The sequence below is a fragment of the Streptomyces sp. NPDC051109 genome, assembly GCF_044455885.1.
Classification (GTDB): domain Bacteria; phylum Actinomycetota; class Actinomycetes; order Streptomycetales; family Streptomycetaceae; genus Streptomyces.
The window spans coordinates 58199-84266 of sequence record NZ_JBITFF010000003.1; the positions used below are offsets into that span (position 1 = coordinate 58199).

Annotated in this window: 21 protein-coding genes; 6 read left to right on the forward strand and 15 right to left on the reverse strand. The window is 74.1% G+C overall.

The window, feature by feature from the left end; all coding sequences use genetic code 11:
* Positions 1 to 39 precede the first annotated feature (39 nt).
* Together ACIBAD_RS06035 and ACIBAD_RS06040 are read right to left on the reverse strand one after the other, a co-directional pair.
* Entirely contained in the window at positions 40 to 3441 is a 3402-nt protein-coding gene (locus tag ACIBAD_RS06035) for an ATP-dependent helicase (protein WP_398904853.1), read from the reverse strand.
* A 222-nt stretch (positions 3442 to 3663) separates the two neighbouring features.
* Entirely contained in the window at positions 3664 to 4020 is a 357-nt protein-coding gene (locus ACIBAD_RS06040; protein ID WP_398905411.1) for an MGMT family protein, read from the reverse strand.
* A 158-nt stretch (positions 4021 to 4178) separates the two neighbouring features.
* On the opposite strand from ACIBAD_RS06040, the gene ACIBAD_RS06045 reads away from it, so the two are divergent.
* Both ACIBAD_RS06045 and ACIBAD_RS06050 read left to right on the forward strand, forming a co-directional pair.
* The gene (locus tag ACIBAD_RS06045; protein WP_398904855.1) at positions 4179 to 7058 is read left to right on the forward strand and encodes a lysylphosphatidylglycerol synthase domain-containing protein; all 2880 of its coding nucleotides are present in this window, start codon (positions 4179 to 4181) and stop codon (positions 7056 to 7058) included.
* Between the two features lie 184 nt (positions 7059 to 7242).
* Entirely contained in the window at positions 7243 to 8823 is a 1581-nt protein-coding gene (locus ACIBAD_RS06050) for an alpha/beta hydrolase (protein WP_398904857.1), read from the forward strand.
* Between the two features lie 61 nt (positions 8824 to 8884).
* On the opposite strand, the gene moeZ is transcribed toward ACIBAD_RS06050, so the two are convergent.
* The 12 genes from moeZ to ACIBAD_RS06110 form a co-directional block, all read right to left on the reverse strand.
* Entirely contained in the window at positions 8885 to 10063 is a 1179-nt protein-coding gene (gene moeZ, locus ACIBAD_RS06055; RefSeq protein WP_048478256.1) for an adenylyltransferase/sulfurtransferase MoeZ, read from the reverse strand.
* Between the two features lie 63 nt (positions 10064 to 10126).
* Positions 10127 to 10876 (reverse strand): spherulation-specific family 4 protein, encoded by a 750-nt coding sequence (locus ACIBAD_RS06060; protein ID WP_134071436.1) that lies wholly within the window; start codon positions 10874 to 10876, stop codon positions 10127 to 10129.
* Positions 10864 to 11949 (reverse strand): NAD-dependent epimerase/dehydratase family protein, encoded by a 1086-nt coding sequence (locus ACIBAD_RS06065; RefSeq protein WP_398904860.1) that lies wholly within the window; start codon positions 11947 to 11949, stop codon positions 10864 to 10866. Before ACIBAD_RS06065 ends, ACIBAD_RS06060 begins: the two co-directional genes overlap by 13 nt.
* Before the next feature lie 134 nt (positions 11950 to 12083).
* Entirely contained in the window at positions 12084 to 12980 is an 897-nt protein-coding gene (locus tag ACIBAD_RS06070; protein WP_398904862.1) for a hypothetical protein, read from the reverse strand.
* Positions 12977 to 14770 carry a GT4 family glycosyltransferase PelF gene (gene pelF, locus ACIBAD_RS06075; protein ID WP_398904865.1) on the reverse strand — a complete coding sequence of 598 codons (1794 nt, stop codon included), beginning with the start codon at positions 14768 to 14770 and terminating at the stop codon, positions 12977 to 12979. Before pelF ends, ACIBAD_RS06070 begins: the two co-directional genes overlap by 4 nt.
* 162 nt (positions 14771 to 14932) lie before the next feature.
* Positions 14933 to 16585 carry a dipeptide ABC transporter ATP-binding protein gene (locus tag ACIBAD_RS06080; protein WP_398904868.1) on the reverse strand — a complete coding sequence of 551 codons (1653 nt, stop codon included), beginning with the start codon at positions 16583 to 16585 and terminating at the stop codon, positions 14933 to 14935.
* On the reverse strand, positions 16582 to 17574 hold the full coding sequence (locus tag ACIBAD_RS06085; RefSeq protein ID WP_398904870.1) for an ABC transporter permease: 993 nt from the start codon (positions 17572 to 17574) through the stop codon (positions 16582 to 16584). The genes ACIBAD_RS06080 and ACIBAD_RS06085 overlap by 4 nt, the downstream gene beginning before the upstream one ends.
* Positions 17571 to 18557, reverse strand: a complete 987-nt coding sequence (locus ACIBAD_RS06090) for an ABC transporter permease (protein WP_398904872.1) — start codon at positions 18555 to 18557, stop codon at positions 17571 to 17573. The genes ACIBAD_RS06085 and ACIBAD_RS06090 overlap by 4 nt, the downstream gene beginning before the upstream one ends.
* Complete coding sequence (locus tag ACIBAD_RS06095; RefSeq protein ID WP_398904874.1) at positions 18554 to 20296, reverse strand: ABC transporter substrate-binding protein; 1743 nt, start codon at positions 20294 to 20296, stop codon at positions 18554 to 18556. The genes ACIBAD_RS06090 and ACIBAD_RS06095 overlap by 4 nt, the downstream gene beginning before the upstream one ends.
* A gap of 218 nt (positions 20297 to 20514) precedes the next feature.
* Complete coding sequence (locus ACIBAD_RS06100) at positions 20515 to 20610, reverse strand: Ms4533A family Cys-rich leader peptide (protein ID WP_398904876.1); 96 nt, start codon at positions 20608 to 20610, stop codon at positions 20515 to 20517.
* Positions 20611 to 20680: 70 nt separating this feature from the next.
* On the reverse strand, positions 20681 to 22162 hold the full coding sequence (locus tag ACIBAD_RS06105) for a DUF3152 domain-containing protein (protein WP_398904878.1): 1482 nt from the start codon (positions 22160 to 22162) through the stop codon (positions 20681 to 20683).
* Positions 22163 to 22167: 5 nt separating this feature from the next.
* On the reverse strand, positions 22168 to 23175 hold the full coding sequence (locus ACIBAD_RS06110; RefSeq protein WP_134071454.1) for an alpha/beta fold hydrolase: 1008 nt from the start codon (positions 23173 to 23175) through the stop codon (positions 22168 to 22170).
* Between the two features lie 161 nt (positions 23176 to 23336).
* Between ACIBAD_RS06110 and ACIBAD_RS06115 the strand changes: the two genes are divergently transcribed.
* The 4 genes from ACIBAD_RS06115 (at position 23337) to ACIBAD_RS06130 (ending at position 25161) form a co-directional block, all read left to right on the forward strand.
* Positions 23337 to 23552: a hypothetical protein gene (locus ACIBAD_RS06115; protein WP_134071456.1), complete on the forward strand. Its 216-nt coding sequence runs from the start codon at positions 23337 to 23339 to the stop codon at positions 23550 to 23552.
* 126 nt (positions 23553 to 23678) lie between these two features.
* Complete coding sequence (locus ACIBAD_RS06120) at positions 23679 to 24335, forward strand: TetR/AcrR family transcriptional regulator (protein WP_030153469.1); 657 nt, start codon at positions 23679 to 23681, stop codon at positions 24333 to 24335.
* Positions 24336 to 24498: 163 nt separating this feature from the next.
* On the forward strand, positions 24499 to 24726 hold the full coding sequence (locus ACIBAD_RS06125; protein WP_030153467.1) for a DUF3107 domain-containing protein: 228 nt from the start codon (positions 24499 to 24501) through the stop codon (positions 24724 to 24726).
* 132 nt (positions 24727 to 24858) lie between these two features.
* Positions 24859 to 25161: a hypothetical protein gene (locus ACIBAD_RS06130; RefSeq protein ID WP_398904880.1), complete on the forward strand. Its 303-nt coding sequence runs from the start codon at positions 24859 to 24861 to the stop codon at positions 25159 to 25161.
* A gap of 121 nt (positions 25162 to 25282) precedes the next feature.
* Here the strand turns inward: ACIBAD_RS06130 and ACIBAD_RS06135 are convergent, their stop codons facing one another.
* Entirely contained in the window at positions 25283 to 26041 is a 759-nt protein-coding gene (locus tag ACIBAD_RS06135) for a ferritin-like fold-containing protein (protein WP_134071458.1), read from the reverse strand.
* Between the last annotated feature and the right edge of the window lie 27 nt (positions 26042 to 26068).

Sequence of the window (26068 nt, forward strand, 5' to 3'; positions counted from 1 at the left end):
TCGATCACCGCCGGGCGGCCGGTCGTCGAACGGCCGGCCTCACTCCACCGTCTGGCGGCCCTCCGGGCGCGCGCTGCACGAGCTGCGGAAGGAGCAGTGGTCGCAGTGCTTGCCGGTGGCGGGCGCGAAGCGCTCGTCCAGGACCCGGCCGGCGGCGGTGGCGAGGAGGTCTCCGACCCATTCGCCGGACAGGGGCTGCTGCGCCTGGATCTTGGGCACCGTCTCGCCGCCGTCCCGCTGGGCGGCGCCCTGGCGCAGCTGGACGAGCTCGGCGCCGCCCGCCTCGGGGCGCACCCCGTCGAAGACCTCGTCGACGGCGCCCTCGCGCACGGCGAGCTGGTACACGGCGAGCTGGGGGTGGCGTGCGACCTCGTCCTTGGTGGGCGCGGCCTTGCCGGTCTTGAAGTCGACCACGTACGCGCGCCCCTGGGGGTCCGATTCGACCCTGTCCATGGAACCCCGGATCCGGACGGTGTGCTCACCCGCTTCGAGCGTGACGTCGAACGCGTGCTCCGTGGCCACGGCCGCCCTGCCCCCGCGGTCGGTGGTGTGCCAGCGCAGGAAGCGCTCCAGGGCGGCCCGGGCGTTGTCCTTCTCCTGGCGGGACTTCCAGGGGGCGTCGAACGCGAGGGCGTCCCAGACGGAGTCGAGGCGTTCCATCAGGACGGCCAGGTCGGCCGGGGTCCGGCCGGAGGCGACTTCGTCGGCGAGGACGTGGACGACGTTGCCGAAGCCCTGGGCGGCGGTGGAGGGGGCGTCGGCCTTGACCTCGCGGCCGAGGAACCACTGGAGGGAGCAGGTGTTGGCGAGCTGGTCCAGGGCGGAGCCGGAGAGGGCGACGGGCCGGTCCCGGTCGCGCAGCGGGACGGCCGAGGCAGTGGGCTCGTACAGCCCCCACCAGCGCTGCGGGTGCGCGGCGGGGACCAGCGGGCGGTCGTCCTGGTCGGTGAGCGCGGCGAGGCGGGCGAGGCGTCGGGCGGCCTCCTCGCGGAGCGCGGGCGAGGCGTCGGGGTCGACGGTGGTGGCGCGCAGTTCGGCGACGAGCGCGGGGACGGCGAGGGGGCGGCGGGGCCGGCCGGTGACGTCCTTCGGGGTGACCCCGAGCTCGGTGAGGAAGCGGGAGGGCTGGTCGCCGTCCTCGGCGGGGGCCTTGACGGCGGTGACGACGAGGCGGTCGCGGGCGCGGGTGGCGGCTACGTAGAAGAGGCGGCGCTCCTCGGCGAGGAGCGCGCCGGGGGTGAGGGGCTCGGCGAGGCCGTCTCGGCCGATGCGGTCGGCTTCGAGGAGGGAGCCGCGGCGGCGCAGGTCGGGCCAGAGCCCTTCCTGTACCCCGGCCACGACGACGAGGGACCACTCCAGGCCCTTGGAGCGGTGGGCCGTCATGAGGCGGACGGCCGCGGAGCGGGTGGCGCGGGTGGTGAGGGTGTCGGCGGCGATGTCCTCGGCTTCGAGCTGTTCGAGGAAGTTGAGGGCGCCGCGGCCGCCGGTGCGGTCCTCGGCGCGGGCGGCGGTGTCGAAGAGCGCGCAGACGGCGTCGAGGTCGCGGTCGGCGTTGCGGCCGGCCGCGCCGCCCCGGCGGGCGCTGCGCTCCAGGCGCTGGGGCCAGGGGGTGCCGTCCCAGAGGGTCCAGAGGGCCTCTTCGGCGGTGCCGCCGCCCTGGAGGAGCTCGCGGGCCTTGCGCAGGAGCAGGCCGAGGCGCTGGGCTCCGCGGGCGTACGCGGGGTCGTGGGCGGTGAGCCGTTCGGGCTCGGCGAGGGCGCGGGCGAGCAGGACGTCGGAGGGGGCCGGCACCTTGACGCCGGCCGCCCGCTCCTCGTCGCGCAGGGCGCGCCCGAGCCGCCGCAGGTCGGCGGCGTCCATCCCGCCGAGCGGCGAGGTGAGCAGCGCCAGCGCCGCCTCGACCCCGACCCACCCGGCGTCGACGCCGCCGCCCGCGCCGGGCCCTGAGTCGGCTGCCGCGTCTGCTGCGGGCCCGGAGTCGGCGGCGTCTGGGGCCGGCCCGGAGTCGGCGGCGTCTGGGGCCGGCCCGGAGTCGGCGGCGCCCTCCCCTGCAGCGGGGGCGGACTCGGCGGCGGGGGCGGCGGGCTGCCCGGCCGGGAGGGGGGTGGCGGCCGCCCGCAGGGCCGTCAGGAGGGGGGTTATCGCCGGTTCGTGGCGGAGGGGTGTGTCCGTGCCGTCCGTCTCCGCCGGGACCCCCGCCGAGATCAGGGCGCGGCGCATCGCCGGGAGGGTGCGGCCTCCGGAGCGGACCAGGACGGCCATGTCCTGCCACGGCACGCCGTCCTCCAGGTGCGCCCGGCGCAGGATGTCGGCGATGTTGTCCACCTCGGCGCCGGCCGTGGGGTACGTGAACACCTCCACCTCCCCGCCCTCGCGGACCGGGGTCAGGGCGCGGTGGGCGCGGACCGCCGCGGAGGGGAGGCGCGGGACCGGCATACGGGTGGTCAGGAGGCGGGTCGCCGCCAGGAGGTTCGCGGCCGAGCGGCGGCCCGCCGTCAGGGCGTGGACGGCCGCGCCGGGGAAGGAGCCCTCGAAGTCCAGGATGTTGTTGATGTCGGCGCCGCGGAAGGCGTAGATCGACTGGTCCGGGTCGCCGAACGCGACCAGCGTGCCCGCCGGTCCGGCCAGGGACCGCAGCAGCCGCAGCTGGGAGGCGTCCGTGTCCTGGTACTCGTCCACGTAGATCACGTCGTAGGACCCCGTGAGCGAGGGAGTGCGCTCCGCGAGGAGGACGGCCCGGTGTACGAGCTCCGCGTAGTCCAGCGTGCCCTGCATGTCCAGGACGTCCAGGTACTCCGAGAGGAACGCGGCCGCCGCCTTCCAGTCGGGGCGGCCCAGCCGCGTCGCGAACGCGTCCAGCGCCGCCGGGCCGAGGCCCAGCTCGCGGGCCCGGGCGAGCACCGCGCGGACCTCGTCCGCGAAACCGCGGGTGGTCAGCGCGGCCCGCAGGTCGTCGGGCCAGCGGATGGAGCGGATCTGGCGCTGGCCGTCCAGCAGGGTGCGGACCATCACGTCCTGCTCCGGGCCCGACAGCAGCCGCAGCGGATCCGCGAACAGGTCGGTGTCCTGGTGGGCGCGGACCAGTCCGTAGCAGAAGGAGTGGAAGGTGGTGGCCTGCGGGGCCCGCGCCCCGCCGAGCCGCAGGGCGGCACGGTCGCGCAACTCCACCGCCGCTTTGCGGCTGAAGGTGAGGATCAGGATCCGGGCCGGGTCCGTCCCGGCCTCGACCCGGGCGGCGGCCGCCTCGACCAGCGTGGTCGTCTTCCCCGTGCCCGGTCCGGCCAGGACGAGAAGCGGGCCGTCGGTGTGGTCAACCACCGCCTGCTGCGCTGCGTCCAGAACAGGGGGATCCACCCGTTCCTGCCCGGTGCGCACGAGGCGGTACGCGTCAGGGGTCCGCGTACGCCGCCGCTCGGTGCGGTCGGATGGAGAGGTGATCACGTGGGGTGCCGGTCCTGGTGGGTCTGCGGATGCTGCGGTTCCTGGGGTTCCTGCCGCGGCCTCGGGTGCGGCGGTCGCCGCCGCGCCTGCCGAAGCCGAAGAGGCAACGCTACGGCAACCGCCGGGTCCCGCGCAGTTCCCCGAGGCGGGAACGGAGGGGCCGCGTTCCGTCGCCCGTACGGGCGCTCGACCGCCCGCCCCGGCCCCGCATGGCCGAAGCTGTCACATGTGACCCTCGTCCCGTGCGGCGCTCCGCTCCCGGCCGTCCCAGCGCGCCCGCGGCATGTTCAGCCGGGCCTCGCCGCCGGCGGTCAGCCGCAGCGGGGTGGCCTCCGTGCGGTAGTGCTCCAGGGCCCGGATCTCGCTGCCGGGCAGCGGCCGGCCGTCCGCCCGCACCACGCGCCACCAGGGCACCGCTCCCCCGTACAGGGCCATCACGCGCCCGACTTGGCGCGGGCCGCCCTCGCCGAGCCATTCGGCGACGTCCCCGTACGTCATCACCCGGCCGGGCGGAATCCGCTCGGCCAGCTCCAGCACCCGCTCCGCGTACGCGGGCAGCTCTTCGCTCATTCCGCCCATGGTGCCGTACATCACGGACCGGTTCCCGGAAGGTTTCCTTCCGTACCGGCGCGCACCCTGATGCCCCGCCCGTACGTCGGTCCGTGCCACCATCTTCCGGGCGGTGACTGGTGATACGTGATCAAGAAGAGACGGAAGTGACGACGAAGGAGCAGGGTGTGAGCCCTCCGGACGGCGCGGCTGAGGACGACAGCACGCGCCCAGACCCGCACCCCGGGTCCGGGAAGCTCCCCGACGAGCCCCCCGGCCGGGGCACGCCCGCGCCCGGAACCGGGTCCGGGTCCGGGACCGGCCCCGGAGGCACACCCGAGGCCGGGTCCGAGCCGGAGGCCGGGTCCGAGCCGGAGGCCGGTGCCACGCCCGAGGCCGGTGCCACGCCCGAGCCGCGGGCCCGGGCCACGGCCGGTAGGGCTCCGGCGGCCGACGCCGACGGGCCGCACGGGCACGCCTCCGCGCCCGCCGACCGGGTCGAGGGCGACGAGCCGCTGCTGGCCGCCCGCGTCCACCGCCCCTCCGACCTCGTACGCCTCCTCGTCGGCGTCCTCGGCATCGCCGTCGTCCTCGCCATCGCCGCCTTCGCGCACCGCACCACCGCCGGCCTCGAAGCCGACATCAGCCAGGGCACCGGCGCCGCCCCCGATCTGCTGATCAAGGTCGCCGGGCTGATGTCCAGCATCGCCGTGCTGCTCGTCCCCGTGGCCTTCGCCATCGAGCGGCTGATCAAACGGGACGGGCTGCGCATCGCCGACGGCGTGCTCGCCGCCGTCCTCGCGCACGGCGTGACCCTGGCCACCGACCTGTGGGTCTCCCAGGCCGCGTCCGACACCATCCAGGACGCCCTCACCCGCCCCACCAGTATCGGCGGCCCCCTCACCGACCCGGTGCACGGCTACCTCGCGCCCGTCATCGCGTACATGACCGCCGTCGGCATGACCCGCAGGCCGCGCTGGCGGGTCGCGCTGTGGGTGGTCCTGCTGCTCGACGCCTTCGCGATGCTGGTCAGCGGATACACCACCCCGTTCTCCATCATCCTGACCGTCCTGATCGGCTGGAGCGTCGCGTACGGGACCCTGTACGCCGTCGGCTCGCCGAACGTCCGCCCCACCGGGCAGACCCTGCTGGCCGGCCTGCGCCGGGTCGGCTTCAAGCCGGTCAGCGCCATGCGTGCGGAACTCCCGGACGGCGCCGACCCCTCGGAGGTCAGCGACCGGGGCCGGCGCTACCACGTCACGCTGGAGGACGGCCCGCCGCTCGACGTCACCGTCGTCGACCGCGAGCAGCAGGCGCACGGGTTCTTCTACCGGGTCTGGCGCCGGCTCACCCTGCGGGGCATCACGACCCGGCGCAGCCTCCAGTCGCTCCGCCAGGCGCTGGAGCAGGAGGCGCTCCTCGCGTACGCGGCCATCGCGGCCGGGGCCAACGCGCCGAAGCTGATCGCCACCTCCGAGCTCGGCCCGGACGCCGTGATGCTCGTGTACGAGCACCTGGACGGCCGGCCCCTCGACGCGCTCGCCGACGAGGAGATCACGGACGGCCTGACGCTCAACGCGTGGAAGCAGGTACGGGCCCTGCAGTCGCGGCGGATCGCCCACCGGCGGCTGACCGGCGACGCGCTCGTGGTGGATCGTTCCGGCAATGTCGTCCTCACCGACCTGCGCGGCGGCGAGATCGCGGCTGGTGACCTGGTGCTCCGGATGGACATCGCACAGCTGCTGACCACGCTCGGGCTGCGGGTCGGCGCGGAGCGCGCGGTGGCCTCGGCGGTGACGGTGCTCGGCCCGGACGCGGTGGCGGACTGCCTGCCGCTGCTCCAGCCGATCGCCTTGAGCCGCTCCACGCGGGCGACGCTGCGCAGACTGGCGCGGGAGCGGGCCGACCGGCAGCGGGAGGCCGTACTGGAGTCCTCGCGGGTGGCGAAGGCGGCGCGCGAGGCGGGTGCCAAGTCGGCCGGTGCCAAGTCTGCGACGACCACGGCCGCGGAGAAGAAGGCCGAGAAGAGGGCGCTGGACGACGCCCTCGACGGGGCCCGCGAGGAGGATCTGCTGAGCCAGATCCGCCGGCAGGTGCTGCTGATCCGCCCGCAGGCGCCGGTGGAGCCGGCCCGGCTGGAGCGGATCCGGCCGCGCACCCTGGTGTCGTTCATCGCGGGCGCGTTCGGTGCGTACTTCCTGCTCACGCAGCTGGCGCACGTGGACTTCGCGACGATCGTCGGCGAGGCGCAGTGGGGCTGGGTGGGGGCCGCGCTGGCCTTCTCGGCGCTCACCTACTTCGCGGCGGCGATGAGCCTGCTGGGGTTCGTGCCGGAGCGGGTGCCGTTCCTGCGGACGGTGGTCGCGCAGGTGGCGGGGTCGTTCGTGAAGCTGGTGGCGCCGGCGGCGGTCGGCGGTGTCGCGCTGAACACGCGGTTCCTGCAGCGGGCCGGGATCCGGCCGGGGCTGGCGGTGGCGAGCGTGGGGGCCTCGCAGCTGTTCGGCCTGGCGAGCCACGTCCTGCTGCTGCTGGCCTTCGGCTACCTGACGGGCACCGAGAAGACCCCGGAGATGACGCCGTCCCGGACGGTCATCGCGGGTCTGCTGACGGTGGCGGTGCTGGTGCTGGTGGTGACGGCGGTGCCGTTCCTGCGGAAGTTCGTGGCGACGCGGGTGCGGGCGCTGTTCGCGGGTGTGGTGCCGCGCATGCTGGACGTGCTCCAGCGGCCGCAGAAGCTGATGACGGGAATCGGCGGCATGCTGCTGCTGACCGGCTGCTTCGTGATGTGCCTGGACGCGTCGATCCGGGCGTTCGGCGGCGGCCAGGCGATCAGCTACGCGAGCATCGCGGTGGTGTTCCTCGCGGGCAACGCGCTGGGGTCGGCGGCGCCGACGCCGGGCGGTATCGGCGCGGTGGAGACGACGCTGACGCTGGGGCTGATCGCGGCGGGCCTGGAGAAGGAGGTCGCCATCTCGGCGGTGCTGCTGTTCCGCCTGATGACGTTCTGGCTGCCGGTCCTGCCGGGCTGGCTGTCCTTCAACTACCTCACCCGGAAAGAGGCCATCTAGGCGGCGTCCGGCGCAGTCCGGCCGCGTCCGGCGCCCGTCAGCCGCCGAAGACCGGCGGCGGCGCCGCCAGGAGGGCCGCCGAGCAGGCGATCTCGACCGCGCCCACCACCGGGGCTTCAGGCGCGAGCGCCCCGAATGGGTCAGCGCGGGGGCGGCGGGTCGGGGGGGCACGCAGGATGGGGGCATGGGTCGAAACTTGGTGCGGGGTGCCGTGGCCGTCGTCGTTGCTCTCGGGCTGGCCGGGGTCAGTGGGTGTTCCGACAGCGGCGAGGGCAAGCCCGAGGCCGGGGGGACCCCGGGGGCCGCGCCGCTGAAGTGGGGGGAGTGTGAGGCTCCCGATGTCGCCGAGGGCGGGGGGCAGGCGCCGCCCAAGGACTGGGAGTGCGCCACGCTCCACGTGCCCCTCGACTACGCCAAGCCCGAGGGCGAGACGATTCCGCTCGCGCTGATCCGGGCCAAGGCCCGGGACAAGAACAAGCGGCTCGGGTCGCTCGTGTTCAACTTCGGCGGGCCCGGCGGGTCCGGGATCAGTACGCTCCCCGGCGCAGCCAAGGAGTACGAGGCCCTGCGGGCGCGGTACGACCTCGTGAGCTTCGACCCGCGCGGCGTGGGGCGCAGCGCCCCCGTCCTGTGCGAGGACGACAAGCAGCTCGACGCCTACTACGCGCAGGACTCCTCGCCCGAGACCCCCCAGGAGGAAAAGGCCTTCGTGGGGAATCTGGAGAAGTACCGGAAGGCCTGCAAGGACAAGTCCGGGCACCTGCTGCCCCACGTCGGCACCGAGAACGCCGCCCGCGACCTCGACCGGCTCCGCCAGGCCCTCGGCGACGAGAAGCTGAACTACTTCGGGATCTCCTACGGCACCGAGCTCGGCGGGGTCTACGCCCACCTCTTCCCCAAGAACGTCGGCCGGGCCGTCTTCGACGCCGTCGTCGATCCGACCCAGAACGCCGAGGAGGGCGCGCTCGGCCAGGCCAAGGGGTTCCAGCTCGCCCTCGGCAACTTCGCGCAGGACTGCGTGAACCGCGGCGACGAGTGCCGGCTCCAGGGCAGCACCGCCAAGGAGATCGAGGACAACATCATCAAGCTCCAGAAGAGCCTGGCCGACAAGCCCGTCCCCGGCATCGGCGGCCGGATGCTCACCGACTCCGCCGCCACGAACGGCATCGCCCAGGCCCTGTACTCCCAGGAGCTGTGGCCGCTGCTGGAGCAGGGGCTCGACGAGGCCGAGGGCGGGCAGGGGCAGCTGCTGATGGCGTTGTCCGACGCGCTCAACGGCCGTGACCAGCAAGGGCATTACAGCAACATCGGCGCCGCCAACACGGCGATCAACTGCGCCGACTCCAAGAGCCGGTACACGCTGGCGCAGACGAAGGAGAAGCTGCCCGCCTTCCGCGCGGCCTCCCCCGTCTTCGGGGACTTCCTCGGCTGGGCCATGATGAGCTGCACCGACTGGCCCGTCACGGGCGCCTGGGACACCCCGGACGTCTCCGCTCCCGGATCGGCGCCCATCCTGGTGATCGGCAACACCGGCGACCCCGCCACCCCGTACGAGGGCGCCCGCAAGATGGTGGAGCGGCTCGGTCCCGGCGTCGGTGTGGAGCTCACGTACAAGGGCGAGGGGCACGGCGCCTACAACAGCGGCGACCAGTGCGTGCAGGCGGCGGTGAACGGCTACCTGCTGGACGGGAAGGTGCCCCCCGCCGACACCGTCTGCACCAAGGCGTCACCACGTGAGGAGACCCCCACCCCGGTCGCGGGGTGAGGGCCTCCGGGACTGCTCCGCCCCGGTGGACCGGCCCAGTAGACCGGCCCAGTAGACCGGCCTAGTAGACCGGCTTCTCGGGCTCGATCTGGTGGACCCAGCCGATCACGCCGCCGCCCACGTGCACCGCGTCCGCGAAGCCCGCGGACTTCAGGACCGCGAGGACTTCCGCACTGCGGACACCCGTCTTGCAGTGCAAGACGATGCGCTTGTCCTGCGGGAGGTCCTGGAGGGCGGTGCCCATCAGGAACTCGCCCTTGGGGATCAGCTTCGCGCCGGGGATCGAGACGATCTCGTACTCGTTCTTCTCACGGACGTCGATGATCTCGATCGGCTCGTCGCCGTCGATCCACTCCTTGAGCTGCTTCGGAGTGATCGTGGAGCCGAGCGCCGCCTCCTGCGCCTCCTCCGACACGACGCCGCAGAAGGCCTCGTAGTCGATGAGCTCGGTGACCGTCGCGTTCGGGCCGCAGACCGCGCAGTCGGGGTCCTTGCGGACCTTGACCTGCCGGTACTGCATCTCCAGGGCGTCGTAGATCATCAGGCGGCCGACGAGCGGCTCGCCGACGCCCGTGAGGACCTTGATGGCCTCCGTCACCTGGATGGACCCGATGGACGCGCAGAGCACGCCCAGCACGCCGCCCTCGGCGCAGCTCGGGACCATGCCCGGCGGCGGGGGCTCCGGGTACAGGCAGCGGTAGCACGGCCCGTGCTCGGACCAGAAGACCGAGGCCTGGCCGTCGAAGCGGTAGATCGAGCCCCACACGTACGGCTTGTTCAGCAGCACGCAGGCGTCGTTGACGAGGTAGCGCGTGGCGAAGTTGTCCGTGCCGTCGACGATGAGGTCGTACTGGCTGAAGATCTCCATCACGTTCTCGGCTTCGAGCCGCTCTTCGTGAAGGACCACGTTCACGTACGGGTTGATGCCCAGCACGCTGTCGCGCGCGGACTCGGCCTTGGAGCGGCCGATGTCCGACTGGCTGTGGATGATCTGGCGCTGGAGGTTCGACTCGTCGACCTCGTCGAACTCCACGATGCCCAGCGTGCCGACGCCGGCCGCGGCCAGGTACATGAGGGCGGGGGAGCCGAGGCCGCCCGCGCCCACGGCCAGCACCTTGGCGTTCTTCAGGCGCTTCTGGCCGTCCATCCCGACGTCCGGGATGATCAGGTGGCGGGAGTACCGACGGACCTCGTCAACGGTGAGCTCAGCGGCTGGCTCGACCAGGGGTGGCAGCGACACGGGGACTCCGTAGATGGTTAAGTCTCAACGGTGGTTCTTCCCGTAACACTGCCACGCCCTTCTTCATTCCGAGACACCCGGTCCGATCCGCGAGACGATTTCGTCCCAGTACGCGGGCATGGAGGCCCACGGGTCGCGGCCCGCGGCGCCGCCCCGGTCGGTGAACCAGATCGTGCCGGCGCCCTGCCAGCGGGCGATCCGGACGGCCTCCTCCAGATGTGTCCGCGGCACCCCGTGGACCAGGTGGCAGAAGCGCTCGGGCGGATGCTCGGCGGTCCACTCCGCCACCTGCGACCACCGGTAGTCGGCCCACGCCCCGGAGAAGGTGACCAACTGGTCGGCGGCCTCCGCATAGCCCTCGTACGGGTGCGTGCCGTGCCCCAGCACGATGCGGAGGTCCTCACCGAGGCCGCGCAGGGTGTCGGCGACCCGGCGTACGACGGCCAGTTCGGCCCGGTCCGCCGGGGCCTCGGCCAGGTAGAAGCCGCCGACCCGGTACCAGTCGAGGAAGCGGTGTGCGTCGGAGACCAGCTCGCCGAACGAGCGGGAACCGTCTCGCATCGCGAGATGGCCGAGGACGGTCCCGCCGGCCTCCCGGAGCTTGCCCGCGGCCTCCGTGCAGTGCGGGTCGGGCCGGCCGCCGGGTCCCTCCGTGACGTTGAGCACCGTCCAGTGCAGCGGGGTCCCGGGCCGGGTGAGCTCGGCCCATTCGACCGGGGCGAGCAGCGGGTGGGCGTATCCGGGGACGCCGAGGCCGAGCCGGCCCGCCTCGGTCGCGGCGGCCGCCGTGGCCGCGGTCGTCAGATGCGGCACGCCGCCTCCATCCAGATGTCCGCGAGGGATTCCTCCAGGCCGATCCGGGGGCGCCAGCCCAGCCGGTCCCGCGCCGTGCGCACATCGGCCTGCTGCCAGGCGCCGCAGCCGTCGGGGTACGGGTACGGGGGCGCCACCGCACCGGCGGCGAGCTGCTCGGCCGTCGCTTCGGAGCGCGGGGAGCCGATGGCGGCGAGCCCCGGCGGCCGGCCGCCGACCTGGTGGCCGTGTCCGAGTCCCCCCTGCCCGTGACCCGGTCCGTGGCCGTGCCCCTGCCCGTGCCCCTGCCCGTGTCCCGGCCCGTGCTGGCCCTGCTGCGGTACGTCCAGCTCGTGCAGGGCGCCTCCGTACCCGGCGACGCGGGCCAGCACCGCCGCCGCGTCGCGCAGCCGGACCGCGCGCCCGGTGCCGATGTTGACGACGCCCTGGGCGGCGGAGAGGGAGGCGGCGTGCACGGCCCGCGCCACGTCCCGTACGTCCACGAAGTCGCGCTGCACGCCGAGCCCGCTGAGCTTGAGCTCGCCGTCCCCGTTCTGCATCGCGCGGCGCATGGCCTCGGCCAGCCGGCCGAGCGGGGAGCCGGCCGGGGTGCCGGGCCCGACGGGCGAGAAGATCCGCAGGACGACCGCGTCCAGTCCCGACCCGAGCACCAGCTCGGTGGCGGCCAGCTTGCTGACGCCGTACGGCCCGCCAGGTCTCGGCACGGCGTCCTCGGCCGTGGACGATCCGGGCTGGCTGGGCCCGTACTCGGCGGCGCAGCCCAGCTGGACGAGACGGGCCCCGCAGCCGCTGCGCCGCAGGGACTCGCAGATGGTGGCCACGGCGACGGTGTTGTGCCGGGTCAGCTCCCGGGCCCCGCCGCGGGTGGCCCCGGCGCAGTTGATGACGACGCCGGGGTGGACGGCGTCGAGGAACCGGGTGAGGGCGCCGGGGCTGCCGGTGGCGAGGTCGAAGCGGACGTCCGCGTCGTCGCCGCGGCCGAGCGCGGTGAGCTGGACGGCGGGGTCGGCGAGCAGCCGGTCGGCGACGTAGCGGCCGAGGTATCCGTTGGCTCCGATCAGCAACACCCTCATCGCGCGTCCCCTTGGTTGGTTGGCTGGCCGGTCATCCTGTGTCTCCTTGGTCGATGGGCGGGACGGGGGGGCGGGGGTAGGGGTGGGTACGGCTCCGAAGAGCGGCGGCGGGGAGGGGGGCGGGGCGGCCGGGCTCAGGGCCGGGCGTGCGCGGACGCCCGGGACAGCGCGAGGACGGCGTGTACGAGGAGCCCCGCGGCGGCGGCGGGCACCGCCAGCGGGCTCGGGACCAGGGCGAGTGCCAGGGCTGCGGCGACGGGCCCGCGCGGAGCCCCGTGCCCGAGCAGCAGGCGGGTGAGGAACAGCAGCACGGCGAGCGGTACGGCGCCGGCGAGCGGGGTCCCGGCGAGCGCGGCCGCCCCCGCGGCGGCCGCGCCGAAGACCAGGACGGCCGCGACGAGCAGCGGTCGGGCCCGGTCGGCGAAGTCCTCCAGGGCCCGGCTCCCGGCGAGCCGGCTCCGGGCGCGGGCGGCGAACACGGCGCCGACCAGATGCGCGGGGGCCGCGGCCAGTGCGAGGCCGACCCCGAGCGGGACGCCGTCGCGGTACACCGCCCAGCCGGCGGCGGCCGCGGCGAGCAGCAGCACGGCGTACGGGAACCGCCCTGCGGCGGCCCGCCCGGGCCTGGCGGGCCGCACCAGGGCGGCGACGGTGACGAGCACGGCGGCGGGCCCCGCGAACGGCATCCCCGCGGCGCTCGCCCCGAGCGCGAGCGCCCCGGGGAGCAGGGCGTACCCGAAGCCCCGTAAGGCCCGGGCGTCGCAGGGCCGGGCGGCGGAGGGCGCGACCGGCTCGTCCCCGCGCGGGGTACGGGCGTACAGCTCCTCGGCGAGCGAGAACACGTCCCGGTGCCGGAAGCGCGCGGCGGTGCGGTCGGTGATGCCCTGCGCCTCCAGCCCGGCGGCGATCTCCAGCGGGTCCACGGCGCGCTCGCAGAGCGCCCGGTGGCGGTGGAGCAGCGTCTTGACGGGGTCCCCGGCGGACCTGCGGCGGGGGGCCGAGGCGACGGGGGCGGCTTCGTCCAGGGTCATACGGTCGCCTCCGTGGCCGTGGTCGTGGTCGTGCTCGGCGTCTTCGCCGAAGCCGAAGCCGAAGCGGATGCCGAAGCGGATGCCGAAGCGGATGCCGAAGCGGCAGCAGCAGAAGCCGCGGCGGAAGCCGCGACGGCCGCCGAAGCCGAGCCCGCGGCCCGGTCCGCGCCCGCCCCCGGCCCCGCCCACGTCGGGCTCGTCCAGTGCCCCGGAACCCGGGCCTCCAGGGGCTGTTCGAACGGGATCCCGCCTTCCGCCCGCCCCGGTCCGTGGGCCAGCAGCTGGAGGTAGATGTCCCGGAAGGCGGCCACGTTCTGCTCGACGGTGAAGAGCTCCAGGGCCCGCGCCCGAGCTGCCGCGCCGAGCCGCTGGGACCGCTCGGGGTCCCGCAGCAGCGACAGGCAGGCGTCGGCCAGCGCCCGCGGGTTGCGCGGCGGGACGACCAGGCCCGTACCGCCGATGACCTCGCAGACGGCGCCGACGTCGGTGGAGACGGTGGCCCGGCCGCAGAGCATCGCCTCGGCCAGCGTGATCGGGAAGCCCTCGATCACCGAGGACAGCACGACGATCCGCCCGGAGCCGTACGCGTGGGCCGGCGAAGGGGCCTCGGGTCCGCCGATCTCCTCGAAGGTGACGGGGTTCTCCCCGACCGTGACGGCGTCTGCGGCCTCGTCGGGGAAGAGCTGCGCGGCGAGCGAGCGGCAGTCGGCGAGGTAGCCGGGGACCACGGCGGTCGCGAAGATCCGCAGCCGGGTGTCCGGTGCGGCACGGCGCACCTCGGCGAAGGCGTGCAACAGGGCCACGAGGTCCTTGGCGGGCTCTATCCGGCCGACCCAGACCAGGGTGTCGGGGTCCCCGCAGTCCGGGTCCTCGCCGACGGTGGCGAATCGGTCCGCCTCCATCCCCGGGTACACCGTCCGCAGCCGGTCGCGGGTGGCGCCGCAGCGCTCCTGCCAGCGGCGGGCGTGCGCGTTGCCGGGGGTGAGGAGGTCGGCCTCGGCGTAGATCTCGGCGGCGAGCCGCATGTGGAAGGCCGCGAGCAGGGCCCGTACGGCGGGCCGCTGCGCGGTTCCCCGCCCGCCGGTCCCGGCCGCGCTCCCGCCGGGGGCCGACAGGTCCGCCGCGTGCTCCAGGTAGTGGGCCCGGAGCTGGACGCCGTACTCCGTGACCAGCAGCGGAACCCCGAAGAAGCGTTTGGCCAGCAGGCCGGGGAGCGCGGCGATCCCTCCCGCCGCCGCGTGGCAGACGTCGACCTCGCGCAGGTCCTCGTACCAGTCGAGGGACAACGGGCGCAGCAGCCGCTCCAGTTCGTCGACGAAGTCCAGCAGGTCGGCCACCTGGGCGCGCTGCACGGAGCGGCGCGCGCCGGGGGCCCGGCAGCCGGACTCCACCGCCCGCACCGCGGTCTCGGAGCGCAGGGCCGCGTACAGTCCGCCCTGATCGCGGGCGAGTTCGGCCAGCCCGTACAGTCCCGCGGCGAAGGCGTCGGGCTCCGGCTCGCCCGCGCAGATCCCGCGGACCAGCTCCTTGAAGCCGTCGGCGAAGCGGCGGCGCTCACGCCGGGAGTACGTGCGCCCGTCGTCCGCCGGGGCCCAGAGCGGGGCGGTCCAGACGCGGGTGACGTGCTCGGGCAGGACGACCCGGCCGCGCTCCTCCTGCTCGGCGCTGCGGCTCAGCGCGTAGAGCTCGAACTCGTGCTCCGGCAGCCCTCGGACCAGCCGGTCGCACCACAGCCGCGCCTCTCCCGTCGCATACGGATAACCACCTTCCGTGAGCAGTCCGATCCGCACGAGTGGCACCCCCGATCTCCCGTTCAGGCGGTCACCGTGGTCCGGCGACCCGCCGCGGGAAACTCAAGCGGATATGCCGAAGGCGCGACGGACGGTTGTCCGTCGCGCCACCGGAAGGGGTGAAGAGTCGTAACTTTCGCCCACGGCCCGCGTTCGAGCGCGCTAGAAAGGGCCTGCGGCCCTCGTGCCCCGGGCGCCTCCCGCGCCGGCCGGGACGGGCGCGGCGGCCGCCACGGCGGGTACCGCGGCCAGCAGTTGGCGCGTGTACGGGTGCCGGGGGCGGTCGTACACCTCGTCCACCGGGCCCTCCTCGACGACCAGTCCGCCCCGCATGACGGCGACCCGGTCGCTGACCTGCCGGACCACGGCGAGGTCGTGCGCGATGAAGACCAGCGCGATCCCGAGCTCCCGCTGGAGCTCCGCCAGCAGGGCCGTGACCTGTGCCTGCGTGGTCACATCGAGCGCGGAGACGGGCTCGTCACAGACGATCAGCCGCGGCCGGGGCGCCAGGGCCCGGGCGATGCCGACCCGCTGGCGCTGGCCGCCGCTGAACTCGTGCGGGTAGCGGTCGCCGTGCCCGGCCTCCAGCCCGACGCGGACCAGGAGTTCCCCGACCCGGGCCCGGATCGCGGCCTCGTCGCGCTCCCCCGCCGCGCGCAGCGGGTCGGCGATGGACTCGCCCACGGTGCGGCGCGGGTTGAGGGAGGACGCCGGGTCCTGGAACACCATCTGGACCCCGGGGACCGGGCCCCCGGTCGCCCGGCCGTCGTGGCGGACCTGCCCGGAGCCGGGTTCCAGCAGGCCGACGAGCATCCGCCCGAGGGTGCTCTTGCCGCTGCCGGACTCGCCGACGATGCCCAGCGTCTCCCCCGCCCGTACGGAGAGCGAGACCCCGCCGACGGCGGCGACGCGCCGCTTGCCCCGTCCGAACTCCCGCCGCAGCGAGACGGCTTCGACGACGGGTACGCCCACGTCGGCGGCGCCGGCTGCCGGGCCGGTCGGCCGCGGCTGCCGCGGACCGTCCAGCCTCGGTACGGCTGCCAGCAGGTCCTTCGTGTACGCGTGGGCCGGAGCGGCCAGGACCCGCCGCACCGGGCCGCGTTCCACGGCGGCGCCGTCCCGCATGACCAGCAGTTCGTCCACGCTGTGCGTCGCCACGCCGACGTCGTGGGTGACCAGCACCAGGCCGAGCCCGCGCTCCTCGCGCAGTCCGTGCAGCAGCTCCAGGATCTGCGCCTGCACGGTGACGTCGAGCGCCGTGGTCGGCTCGTCGGCGATCAGCAGCCGCGGCTCGCAGGCCAGCGCCATGGCGATCAGCACCCGCTGCCGCATACCTCCGCTGAACTCGTGCGGGCGCGCCCGCGCGCGCCGCACCGCGTCGGGGATGCCCACCCGGTCCAGCACCTCGACCGCCCGCGCCCGCGCGGCGCGCCGCGAGACGTCCGCGTGGATCCGGTGGACCTCGGCGATCTGGTCGCCGACGGCGTAGTACGGGTCCAGGGAGCTGAGGGGGTCCTGGAAGACCATGGCGGCGGTGCCGCCGCGCAGCGCCCGCAGGTGTGCGGCCGAGGCCGCGCCGACGTCCGTGCCGCCGACCCGGACCGAGCCGCCGAGCCGGGCGCCGGTCCCGCGGTGCAGTCCCAGCAGGGCGGCGGCGACGGTGGACTTGCCGCTGCCGGACTCGCCGACGATGCCGAGGGCGCCGCCCGCCTCCAGAGTGAAGGAGACCCCGTCGACGGCGCGTACGTACCCCGCCGGGCCGTCGACCGGGAAGTCGACCGCAAGGTCGCGGACCTCCACCAGCAACCCGCTCATGTCAGCGCCACCCTTCGGTCCGCGAGCGCGTACAGCAGGTCGGCCACGGCGCCGGCGACGACCACGGCCGCGCCGATGGCCAGGACGACGCCGACCACCACCGGCAGGTCCACGACCCGCACCCCGTCGATCAGCGTCTTGCCGAGCCCGGGGATCCCGAACAGCGACTCAGTGAGCACGGCGCCGCCGACCATCGTCCCGAAGTCCACGGCACTGAGCGCGATCACCGGGGCCACCGCTCCGCGCGCCGCGTGCCGGGTGACGATGGCCCGCTCCCCCACGCCGTAGGCGCGGAAGGTGCGGATGTGGTCCTCGGCGAGCGTCTCCAGGGTGGCGCTGCGGGTGAGCCGGGCGTACTTGGCGCTCTCGAAGACACCGAGCGTGATCCAGGGCAGCAGCATGTTCCAGGCCCACTGCTCGGGGTCCTCGCCCAGCGGTACGTACGTCGGGAACGGCAGCCACTGCAGGTACGCGCAGACCGCCATGAGCAGCAGCAGTCCGAGGATGAACACGGGCGTCCCGGTCCCGGCCAGGGTCAGCACGGTCAGGGCGCGTTCCGTCGGTCCCCCGCGGCGCAGCGCGGAGAGCAGTCCGGTGCCGACGCCGACGACGAGCCAGATCACCAGGGCTCCGAGCGCCAGCGACAGGGTGGCCGGCAGCCGGTCCAGCAGCAGCTCGGTGACCTGCTGGTCGTTCTGGTACGAGAACCCCAGGCAGGGCGCGTCGCAGTGCAGCACCAGTCCGGCGCCGCCGGAGTAGTCCCGGCCGGTGAACAGCCCCTGGAGGAAGTGCAGGTACTGGACGACCACCGAGTCGTTGAGGCCGAGCTGCTCGCGCACCTGGGCGACCTGCGCCGGATTGCAGCGCTCGCCGCAGGCGAGCCGGGCGGGGTCGCCGGGGGCGGCGTAGAAGAGGAGGTAGACGGTGACGGACAGGGCGAGCAGCACGACGAGCGCTCCCCCGATCCGGCTGAGCAGGAAGCGGGTCACGCCGCGGCCTCCTTTCCGGTGCCGATCCGCAGGCGGGAGCCTTCGCGCGGGTCGAGGGCCGTGCGGACGGCGTCGCCGAGGACGGTGGACGCGAGCACGGTGACGAAGAGCAGCCCGGCCGGGAGCAGGACGTAGAGGGGGTCGGCGCGGAACCAGGTCTGGGCGCTGGACAGCATCTGCCCCCAGGAGGGGGTCGGCGGTTTCACGCCGACGCCCAGGAAGGACAGCGAGGCCTCGGCGACGATGTTGGCGGGGACCTGGATCGCCGCGTACGTGATGACGGGTGCTGCCAGCGACGGCAGCAGTTCACGGCGCGCGATGCGCAGGGTGCCGTTGCCGGACAGCCGGGCGGCGGCGACGAAGTCCAGCTCGCGCAGGGCCAGGGTCTGGGCCCGGACCACCCGGGCGGTCGAGCCCCAGCCCAGCAGGCCGATGACCAGGATCAGCAGCAGCGGGCGCGGGAAGTCGCCGGGGACGACGGCGGTGAGCGCGATGGCGAACACCAGCGCCGGCAGGGCGATCATCACGTCGGTGAGCCGGCCGATGAGGTGGCCGGCCAAGCGGTTGCCGAGGGCGGCGGCCAGTCCGGCGGCGACTCCGACGACGATCTGGACGGAGGTGGCGCCGAGCGCGACGAGCAGGGAGATCCGCGCCCCGTACAGCAGCCGGACGAACAGGTCGCGGCCGGTGCCGGGTTCGAGGCCGAGCCAGTGGTCGGCGGAGACCCCGCCGAGGGAGCCGAGGGGGACACCGCCGCGCGCCGAGTCCACGAGCCCGTCGTGGTAGGCGTTCGGGTCCTGGCCGGTGAACCGGGCGAGCAGGGGCGCCGCGAGGGCGAGGAGGACGAGGAGGGCCAGGACGGCGGCGGCCGCGGCGGCCGGGGGCCGCCTGCGCAGCCGCCGCCAGACCTGGCGCGCGGCGCCCGCGCCCGGGGCGGGGGCCCCGGGCTCCGGCGGCGCCGACTGCCGGAGGATCGCGGTCACTTGACGGAGACCTGCGAGATGTCGAGGACGCCCGTCCAGTCGCTGATCACGACGTTCTTGACGTCCTTGCCGACGAGCCGCTTGTAGACCGGGTGGAAGAGCGGCACGTCGAGGGCCTGCTCACCGATCTTCTTGTCGAGTGCGCCCCAGCGCCTGCCCGCCTCCGCGAGGTCGGTCAGCTTGGCTATCTCGTCGATCTCGGCGTTGACGGCCGGGTCGTTCAGCTGCGCGTGGTTGTAGTTGGTGCCGTTGGCGACGATCTGCCGGCCGTCGAAGATCGGCGCGAGGAAGGGGCCGCCGGAGGGCCAGTCGGCACCCCAGCGGGAGAGGAAGAAGCCGGGGGTGTTCTTGGCGTCCCAGCGCTTCTCGTTGAACGCGTTGTTCTCCAGGCCTTCCAGCTTGACGGTGATCCCGGCGGCGGCGAGCGCCTGCTGGACCGCGGTCGCGACCTCGGGGCTGGTCTGCCGGTTCTGCGCGGTCGAGTGGGTCAGGGTGATGCTCAGCCCGTCCGGGAAGCCGGCCTCCTTCAGCACCTCCTTGGCCTTGGCCGGGTCGCCCGCCTTGCCCGCCGGGAAGTGGTCGTACGGGGTGTGGCCGAAGGCCTTCTGCTCGGGCAGGAAGGTGGTGGCCGGCTCGGCGAGCGCGGAACCGCCGGCCGCGTTGACCACGCTGGTGCGGTTGATCGCGTACGAGATGGCCTGGCGCACCTTCGGGTTGTCGAAGGGGGCGACCTTCGGGTTGAAGGCGAGGTAGTTGGTGTAGCCGAAGTGGCCCGTGCCGACCCGGGCGGCCAGCTCGCTCTTCTCGCCGGAGCCGCCGATCTGGGCGAGCTCCGCGGGGCCCAGGTTGGTGTCGGTGGTGATGGCGGCCGCGTCGGCGCCCGAGCTGGTGGACAGCCGCTGGTTGATGACCGCGGCGTCGAGCCCGGAGCGGACGTCGATGCGGTCCGGGTAGGCCTTGCGCTCCTCGTCGGTCTTCGGGTCCCAGTGCGCGTTGCGCTCCAGGGTGAGGTGCTCGCCGTCGTTCTCGTTCTTGACGACCTTGTACGGGCCGGAGGAGACGGGGTGCTCCTCGTACTTCACCCCGGTGTCCTTGGCCTTGGGGACGGGCGCGAACTGCGTCTGCGTGGCCACGAAGGGGAACTCGCCCTCGGGCTTGCGCAGTTTGAAGGTGATCGTCTTCGCGTCGGGCACGAGGATCGAGTCGAGGCCCTTGCCGCCGTCCTTGTACGGGCCCTCGTAGCTCTCGCCGCCGACGAGCCAGTCCCGCAGGTACGGGGCTCCGCCCGACAGCTCGGCGGCGAAGGACCGCTCGATGCCGTACTTGACGTCGGCGGCGGTGATGGGGGTGCCGTCCTCGTACGTCAGCCCGTCCTTGAGGGTGTACGTCCACTCGGTGGCGTCGGCGTTGGGCCTGCCGGTGTCGGTGGCCAGGTCGGGCACGACCTTGGTGCCGGCGGCGCCGTCCTCGCGGTTGCGGGTGGTGAGCGTACGGAAGACCAGCGAGGGGATGTTGCCGCCGCCGGAGGTGTAGAGGCGGGCCGGGTCGAAGTCGTTCTGCGGCTCGGAGTTGAGGACGGTCAGGGTGCCGCCCTTCTGCGGGGCGCCGCCCGCGGCGCCGGACGTGCCGGAGGACTGGTCCGCAGCGTCCTTGGGCCCGCACGCCGCGGCGCCTCCGGCCAGGACGAGGCTGACGGCGACGGCGGCCACGCGGCGCGGTGTCTGGGACTGACGGGGCATGGGAAAGGGACCTCTCGGCGTGGTGTGCCCGGCTTCGGGCACCGAACGGAATGGCGGGGAAGGCCACGCGAGGGGCAGCGGTCAGCAGTCGGAGACCGGCAGCAGGCCTGTGCGGCTGCATGCCGGTGGAACGAGGAAGCCGCGCCCGCGGGCATGGATGCACCCGGGCGCGGCGAGGCAAGCGGAAAGGCGGGGGTCGCGGCGCGATCGGGTGGGCGTCAGCGACAGAGGACGTCGGCCACGCTGTGCGCGGTCACACCGAGCAGCGCCAGCTCAATGGCGGCGCTCGCGGCGGTGGTGTGGCGGTGCGACATGCGGAGAACAATTGCCGACCATCGGACGGGTTGTCAACGCGACATCCCGCCGTTCACCCCCTCCGGACCGTCAACTCCCGGGGAACACCCAGGGGTTGGGTTTGCATTGGATCCCGCCGATGTCGAGGGACTTCGTCTGCTGCTGCATGATCGGCGCGAGCGCGCCCGGGGTCTGGCAGTTCACGTGCCCGTGGCCGAGCCGGTGGCCGACCTCGTGGTTGATGAGCATCTGCCGGTAGGCGAACATCTGGTCCGCGCCGTAGGTCGCGGAGCCCTGACCCCAGCGGAACGCGTTGATCATGACCCGGTCCGTGGACGCGGAGTCGCAGCTGACGTTGTCGACGGTGGTGTCCAGATCGGACTTCGCGCACCACACGCCGGTGGTGCCGGGGCTGGCCAGCGTGATGACGAAGTCGGCCTCGCCGCCCGGGACCCGCTCGAAGGTCTTCGTGCCGCCGTGGCCCCAGCTGCGGTCGTCGTTGAGGGTGCGGTGGACGGCCTCGGCGAACAGCTGCGCGTCCAGGCCGAGCCCCTGCTCGACGTCGACCCGGTAGCGGATCTTCTTGCCCTTCCCGGGCGCCGGCGCCACCCCGGGGACGGTGTCGAAGGTGCCCGGCCCCTTCAGCTTCTCGTCGACGGGGAACTGCTGGGCCATCTTCTGCTCGTACGACAGTTCCTGGGCGGGCGCGGCCGCCGCCGGGGTCGCCCGGCCGTCGGAGCGGGAGGCGGCGGACTTGCCGGGATCGGCGCGCTTCTGGGTGTCGCCCGCGGAGCGCGCGGTGGGCGTGGAGCCGCTGCCGCCGTCGGTGGCCATCTGTACGGCGACGACGACGGCGAGCGCGGTGGTGACGGCCGCCGCGGCCATCCCGGTGTACGCACGGCCCTTCCGCCCGCGACCGGAGGCGGGCGGCTCCTCGGCGGGAGCGGACGGCACGGACGGCGCGGACGGCGCGAGCGGTTCGGCGGGCTCGGCCGGGGCCGCGACCGGAGCGGCCACCGGAGCACGCGGCCCCGGCACCAGGCGCTGCGGGCCGGTGGAGGTCGGGGGGGCGGCCGCGGGCTGCGGGAGGGTCACCCGCGGGAAGCCGACCGCGGGGGTGCCGAAGGCGGGGGTGTCGGTGTCCGGCACGGCGGGGTCCGGCGCACTGTACGCGGACCGGCCCGCCCGCGGTACGCCGCGCCAATCCCCGTACACCGCGTCGGACCCCGCGCCCCAGGCGCCGCCGGGCTCGCGCTGCTCGGGGTGGCCGCCGCGCGGCTCCCCGTACGCGGGGTACCCGCCGGAGGGCCACCGCTCCTCGTACGTCCGGAGTCCGTCGTCGTGGGCGCGCTGCTCCCCGTACGGGCGGCGGCGCTCCTCGAAGACGGACGGCTCCGCGTACGGGGCCCGCTCCTGGTACGGCAGTTGCTCCTCGTACGGGGCCTGCTCCGCGTACGGGCGGCGTTCCTCGTACGGGAACTCCGCCGACGGCTCCGCCCCCGGTGCCGGCGAAGGCGCCGGGCGGACAGGGGCGGGGGCCGGAGCGGGCCCCTTGCGACTATGTCGTCCCACGGTCCTCAGCCTCTGCCGTCTTCGGCGTCTCGGATGTCCGGCGTGTCACGCGTGTCCGGGTCGGTGTCGTGCAGCAGCTCGCGGAAGGCCTGCGCCACCACCCCGGGGTACTCCATCATCGCCACGTGCCCGGCCTCGGGCAGGGTCAGCAGCCGCGAACCCCGGAAGGCCGCCGCGGCCTTCTGCGCCATACGGTACGAGACCAGTTGGTCCCGGCCGCCGTAGACCAGCAGGGTCGGGGCGAGCACCCGCTGCGCCTGGCGCCACAGTCCGTGCTGGCCGCCGAGGGTGTACGCGTCGACGATGCCGCGCGAGGAGCGGGTCATCGCCTCCCAGAAGTACGGCAGGGCCATCCGCCGCTCCATCTCCGCGACGGCGTGCGCGAAGCCCTCCTGTGTCACCCGGGAGGGGTCCCCGTAACAGAGGGCCGTCACCCCGCGGGTGCGCTCCTCGGCGCTCAGCCCTCGGGTCAGCCGGCCGACCAGCGAGGCCATCCCGGGTACGGCGAGCAGGGCGGTCGGGACGGCCGACCTCTGCACGCGCAGCTCGGGCAGCGCGGGCGAGACCAGCGTGAGCGTGCGCACCAGGTCGGGGCGGACGGCGGCGACGCGGGTGGAGACGGCACCGCCGAGGGAGTTCCCGAAGAGGTGGACGGGGCCGCGGCCGGCGGCGTCGAGGTGCCGGATGACCGCGCGGGCCAGCGCCGTGATCGAGTAGTCCCGGTCGGCGGGCGGCGGGGACCAGCCGAAGCCGGGCAGGTCGAGGGCCTCGCCGTCGACGCTGTCCTCCAGCTGTGCCATGAGGTCCGTCCAGTTCGTCGACGAACCGCCGAGTCCGTGCACGAACAGTGCGGGCGGCAGGCCCGTGCGCATCGGGGGCCGGGACCGGACGGCGAGCTCCAGTCCGGGCAGCACCGCGATGCGCAGCTGCTCCCCCTCGGCGACGTGGACGGCCCCCACCTGGGGGGACGCGTCGGATGTGGATCGCACACCCGGCAGCTCGGTCGAAGACATGCGGCCAATGTTACGAGACGATCACGTCCGGACTCTTGTGTTCGGCATCACAGATGCTTGGGATCCGCGTAGCGGGGTATCCGCGATCCTCCTACGCTCATAGATGAGGCAGGCCACCGACGAGGCCGGCCCACGAGGGGCGAGGGAAGAAGGGGAGCCACATGACCGTCGACCCCGCAGAGCCGGAAACCTTCCGGGAGCGATTCCCGGAGACCCTCGACCCCGAGGCGCCCGAGGCCGATGCGGCGGAACAGCTGGCCGAGTTGCAGCCGGACGACGACGACCGGGTCACCGGAGTGGACCGCGACGAGGCCGCGGACGGGGACGCCGCCGAGCAGGCGCGGGTGGTGCCCTTGGACGAGGACGACTACCGCTGACCAGCGTCTCCGGGCGGTCCGTCAAGCGAGAAAACTCGGCTTGGACCCTACAGATTCGGTTACCGAAAAGTACGATGGCCGCGCGGCGCAGAGCGCACTGTGTTCTTAGAGAAAGTGGGAGGCGGCGTGACAGCCATCGAGCAGACGGAGGCAGCGCGTCCCCGGGGCACGCGACTGCCGCGCCGAGCCCGACGCAACCAGCTCCTGGGCGCGGCCCAGGAGGTCTTCGTCGCGCAGGGTTACCACGCGGCCGCGATGGACGATATCGCGGAGCGGGCCGGCGTCAGCAAGCCCGTGCTGTACCAGCACTTCCCGGGCAAGCTCGACCTCTACCTGGCGCTGCTGGACCAGCACTGCGAGGCCCTGCTGCTCGCCGTGCGCACGGCGCTGGCGTCGACGACGGACAACAAGCTGCGCGTGGCCGCGACCATGGACGCCTACTTCGCGTACGTGGAGGACGAGGGGGGCGCGTTCCGACTGGTCTTCGAGTCCGACCTGACGAACGAGCCGGCGGTGCGCGAGCGCGTCGACCGCGTCTCGCTCCAGTGCGCCGAGGCCATCTCCGACGTCATCGCCGAGGACACCGGCCTGTCCAAGGACGAGTCGATGCTGCTCGCCGTGGGCCTGGGCGGCGTCTCCCAGGTCGTGGCCCGGTACTGGCTCTCCAGCGAGAGCCCGGTCGCCCGGGACACGGCGGTGGGCCTGCTGACCTCGCTGGCCTGGCGGGGCATCGCCGGCTTCCCGCTGCACGGTACGGAGGGCGGCCAGGCGCCGCAGGCCTGACCGGGCGGTGCGGGCCCGACCCCGGTACGGCCGGGGGCCCTGGCCCGCCGGTGTTCGCTGCGAGCGTGTCCGGAGCGCCGCATCCGGGTCCCCTCTCCGGGCTAATGTGGTCCGGGTACGGCGCGGCTGATCGCGCACAACCGACCATCGGAGGGACAAAGCCGTGGAGGTCAAGATCGGCGTGCAGCACGCACCCCGGGAGATCGTGCTGGAGAGCGACTTGAGCGCCGAGGAGCTGGAGCGCATCGTCACCGCCGCGCTGACCGGTTCGGAGCCGCTGCTGAGCCTCACCGACAACAAGGGCCGCAAGGTCCTCGTGCCGGCCGACCGCCTGTCGTACGTCGACCTGGGCGAGCCGAGCGTGCGCAAGGTCGGTTTCGGCGCGCTCTGACGCATCGCGACCGGCATTCGGAAGAACTGGGTGAAACGGCCCGGTGGTTGATTCCACCGGGCCGTTTCCCTTTCCTCCGCTTCGGGTAGGACCGCAGTGACCCGGTTTGCCCCTGACCTGCGGGAGACCCCCATGCTGCTGTTGGAAGCGCTCGGCTCCGCCCTCCTGGGCCTCGCCCTTGCCGGAGCGGCCCTGCGAGTGCTGGCCCGGCGGCTGCCGTCCCCGCGGATGGTGCTGGTCAGCGGGGTTCTGGGCGCCCTCTTCGGGGCGTACCTGACACAGTTCGCGCTCGGCCCGGGACACAACACGCTCTTCGCCACCCTGGTCGGCTCGGTGCTGGTGTCCGCGGTGGTGCTGTCGCTGCTGCTGCGCCCCGGCGCGGGGCCCCGGCGCTCATCCCGCCGGGCTCCGTTTTCGCTCCCCTCCCAGGGGTGACCGGTCCTCCGGTCGAGCCCGCACGCCCGACTGAACCCGTAAAACGTCAGGTCGTACGTCGGCCCCGGCGCGGGATTCCGCGCCGGGGCCGACGTACGAGCAGGACAGGCAGGGAAAACGATCAGGCGGCGAGGCCCAGTGCGGCCATGCGCTTGGTGTGCGCCTTGGTGATCCGGGCGAACATCTCGCCGACGGCCGCCAGGTCGAAGCCGGCCGCCATCCCGTCCACACCGCCCACCAGCATCGTGGAGAGCGCGTCGCGCTCGGCGACCACGCGCTGCGCCTGCGAGAGCGCCTCGCCCATCAGCCGGCGGGCCCACAGCGCGAGCCGGCCGCCGCAGCGCGGGTCGGCCTCGATGGCGGCGCGCACCTTCTCGACGGCGAAGCCGCCGTGGCCGGTGTCGTCGAGCACGCTCACGACGAGGGCGCGGGTGTCGGTGTCCAGGTGGGTGGCGACCTCGCGGTAGAAGTCGCTCGCGATGGAGTCGCCGACGTAGGCCTTGACCAGGCCCTCCAGCCAGTCCGACGGCGCGGTCTGGCGGTGGAAGTCGTCGACGCCCTTGGCGAAGGGCTCCATGGCGGCGGTGGGCTCGACGTCGATCGCCGCGAGGCGGTCGCGCAGCCGCTCGAAGTGATGGAATTCCGCGGAGGCCATTTTCGCGAGCTCGGCCTTGTCGTCGAGGGTGGGCGCGAGCTTCGCGTCCTCCGCCAGGCGCTCGAAGGCCGCGAGCTCTCCGTACGCGAGCGCTCCCAGCAGGTCCACGACGGCTGCCCGGTACTGCGGCGAGGCGGAGGCGGTCGCCCAGTCCTGGGCAGCGATCCCGGCCGTCTCGGCGGCGGCGCTGTCGTCGGAGGGCGATGCGTTATCAACGGTCGACATGCTCCGCACAATAGCCCGCCGGAACCC

What these genes read in the sequence shown, in the direction of transcription:
- ACIBAD_RS06135 (WP_134071458.1), bottom strand. Translation starts at nt 26,041, where the DNA reads ATGTCGACCGTTGATAACGCATCGCCCTCCGACGACAGCGCCGCCGCC.
- ACIBAD_RS06130 (WP_398904880.1), top strand. Translation starts at nt 24,859, where the DNA reads ATGCTGCTGTTGGAAGCGCTCGGCTCCGCCCTCCTGGGCCTCGCCCTT.
- ACIBAD_RS06110 (WP_134071454.1), bottom strand. Translation starts at nt 23,175, where the DNA reads ATGTCTTCGACCGAGCTGCCGGGTGTGCGATCCACATCCGACGCGTCC.
- ACIBAD_RS06050 (WP_398904857.1), top strand. Translation starts at nt 7,243, where the DNA reads ATGGGTCGAAACTTGGTGCGGGGTGCCGTGGCCGTCGTCGTTGCTCTC.
- ACIBAD_RS06080 (WP_398904868.1), bottom strand. Translation starts at nt 16,585, where the DNA reads ATGAGCGGGTTGCTGGTGGAGGTCCGCGACCTTGCGGTCGACTTCCCG.
- ACIBAD_RS06115 (WP_134071456.1), top strand. Translation starts at nt 23,337, where the DNA reads ATGACCGTCGACCCCGCAGAGCCGGAAACCTTCCGGGAGCGATTCCCG.
- ACIBAD_RS06065 (WP_398904860.1), bottom strand. Translation starts at nt 11,949, where the DNA reads ATGAGGGTGTTGCTGATCGGAGCCAACGGATACCTCGGCCGCTACGTC.
- ACIBAD_RS06095 (WP_398904874.1), bottom strand. Translation starts at nt 20,296, where the DNA reads ATGCCCCGTCAGTCCCAGACACCGCGCCGCGTGGCCGCCGTCGCCGTC.
- ACIBAD_RS06040 (WP_398905411.1), bottom strand. Translation starts at nt 4,020, where the DNA reads ATGGGCGGAATGAGCGAAGAGCTGCCCGCGTACGCGGAGCGGGTGCTG.
- ACIBAD_RS06070 (WP_398904862.1), bottom strand. Translation starts at nt 12,980, where the DNA reads ATGACCCTGGACGAAGCCGCCCCCGTCGCCTCGGCCCCCCGCCGCAGG.
- ACIBAD_RS06100 (WP_398904876.1), bottom strand. Translation starts at nt 20,610, where the DNA reads ATGTCGCACCGCCACACCACCGCCGCGAGCGCCGCCATTGAGCTGGCG.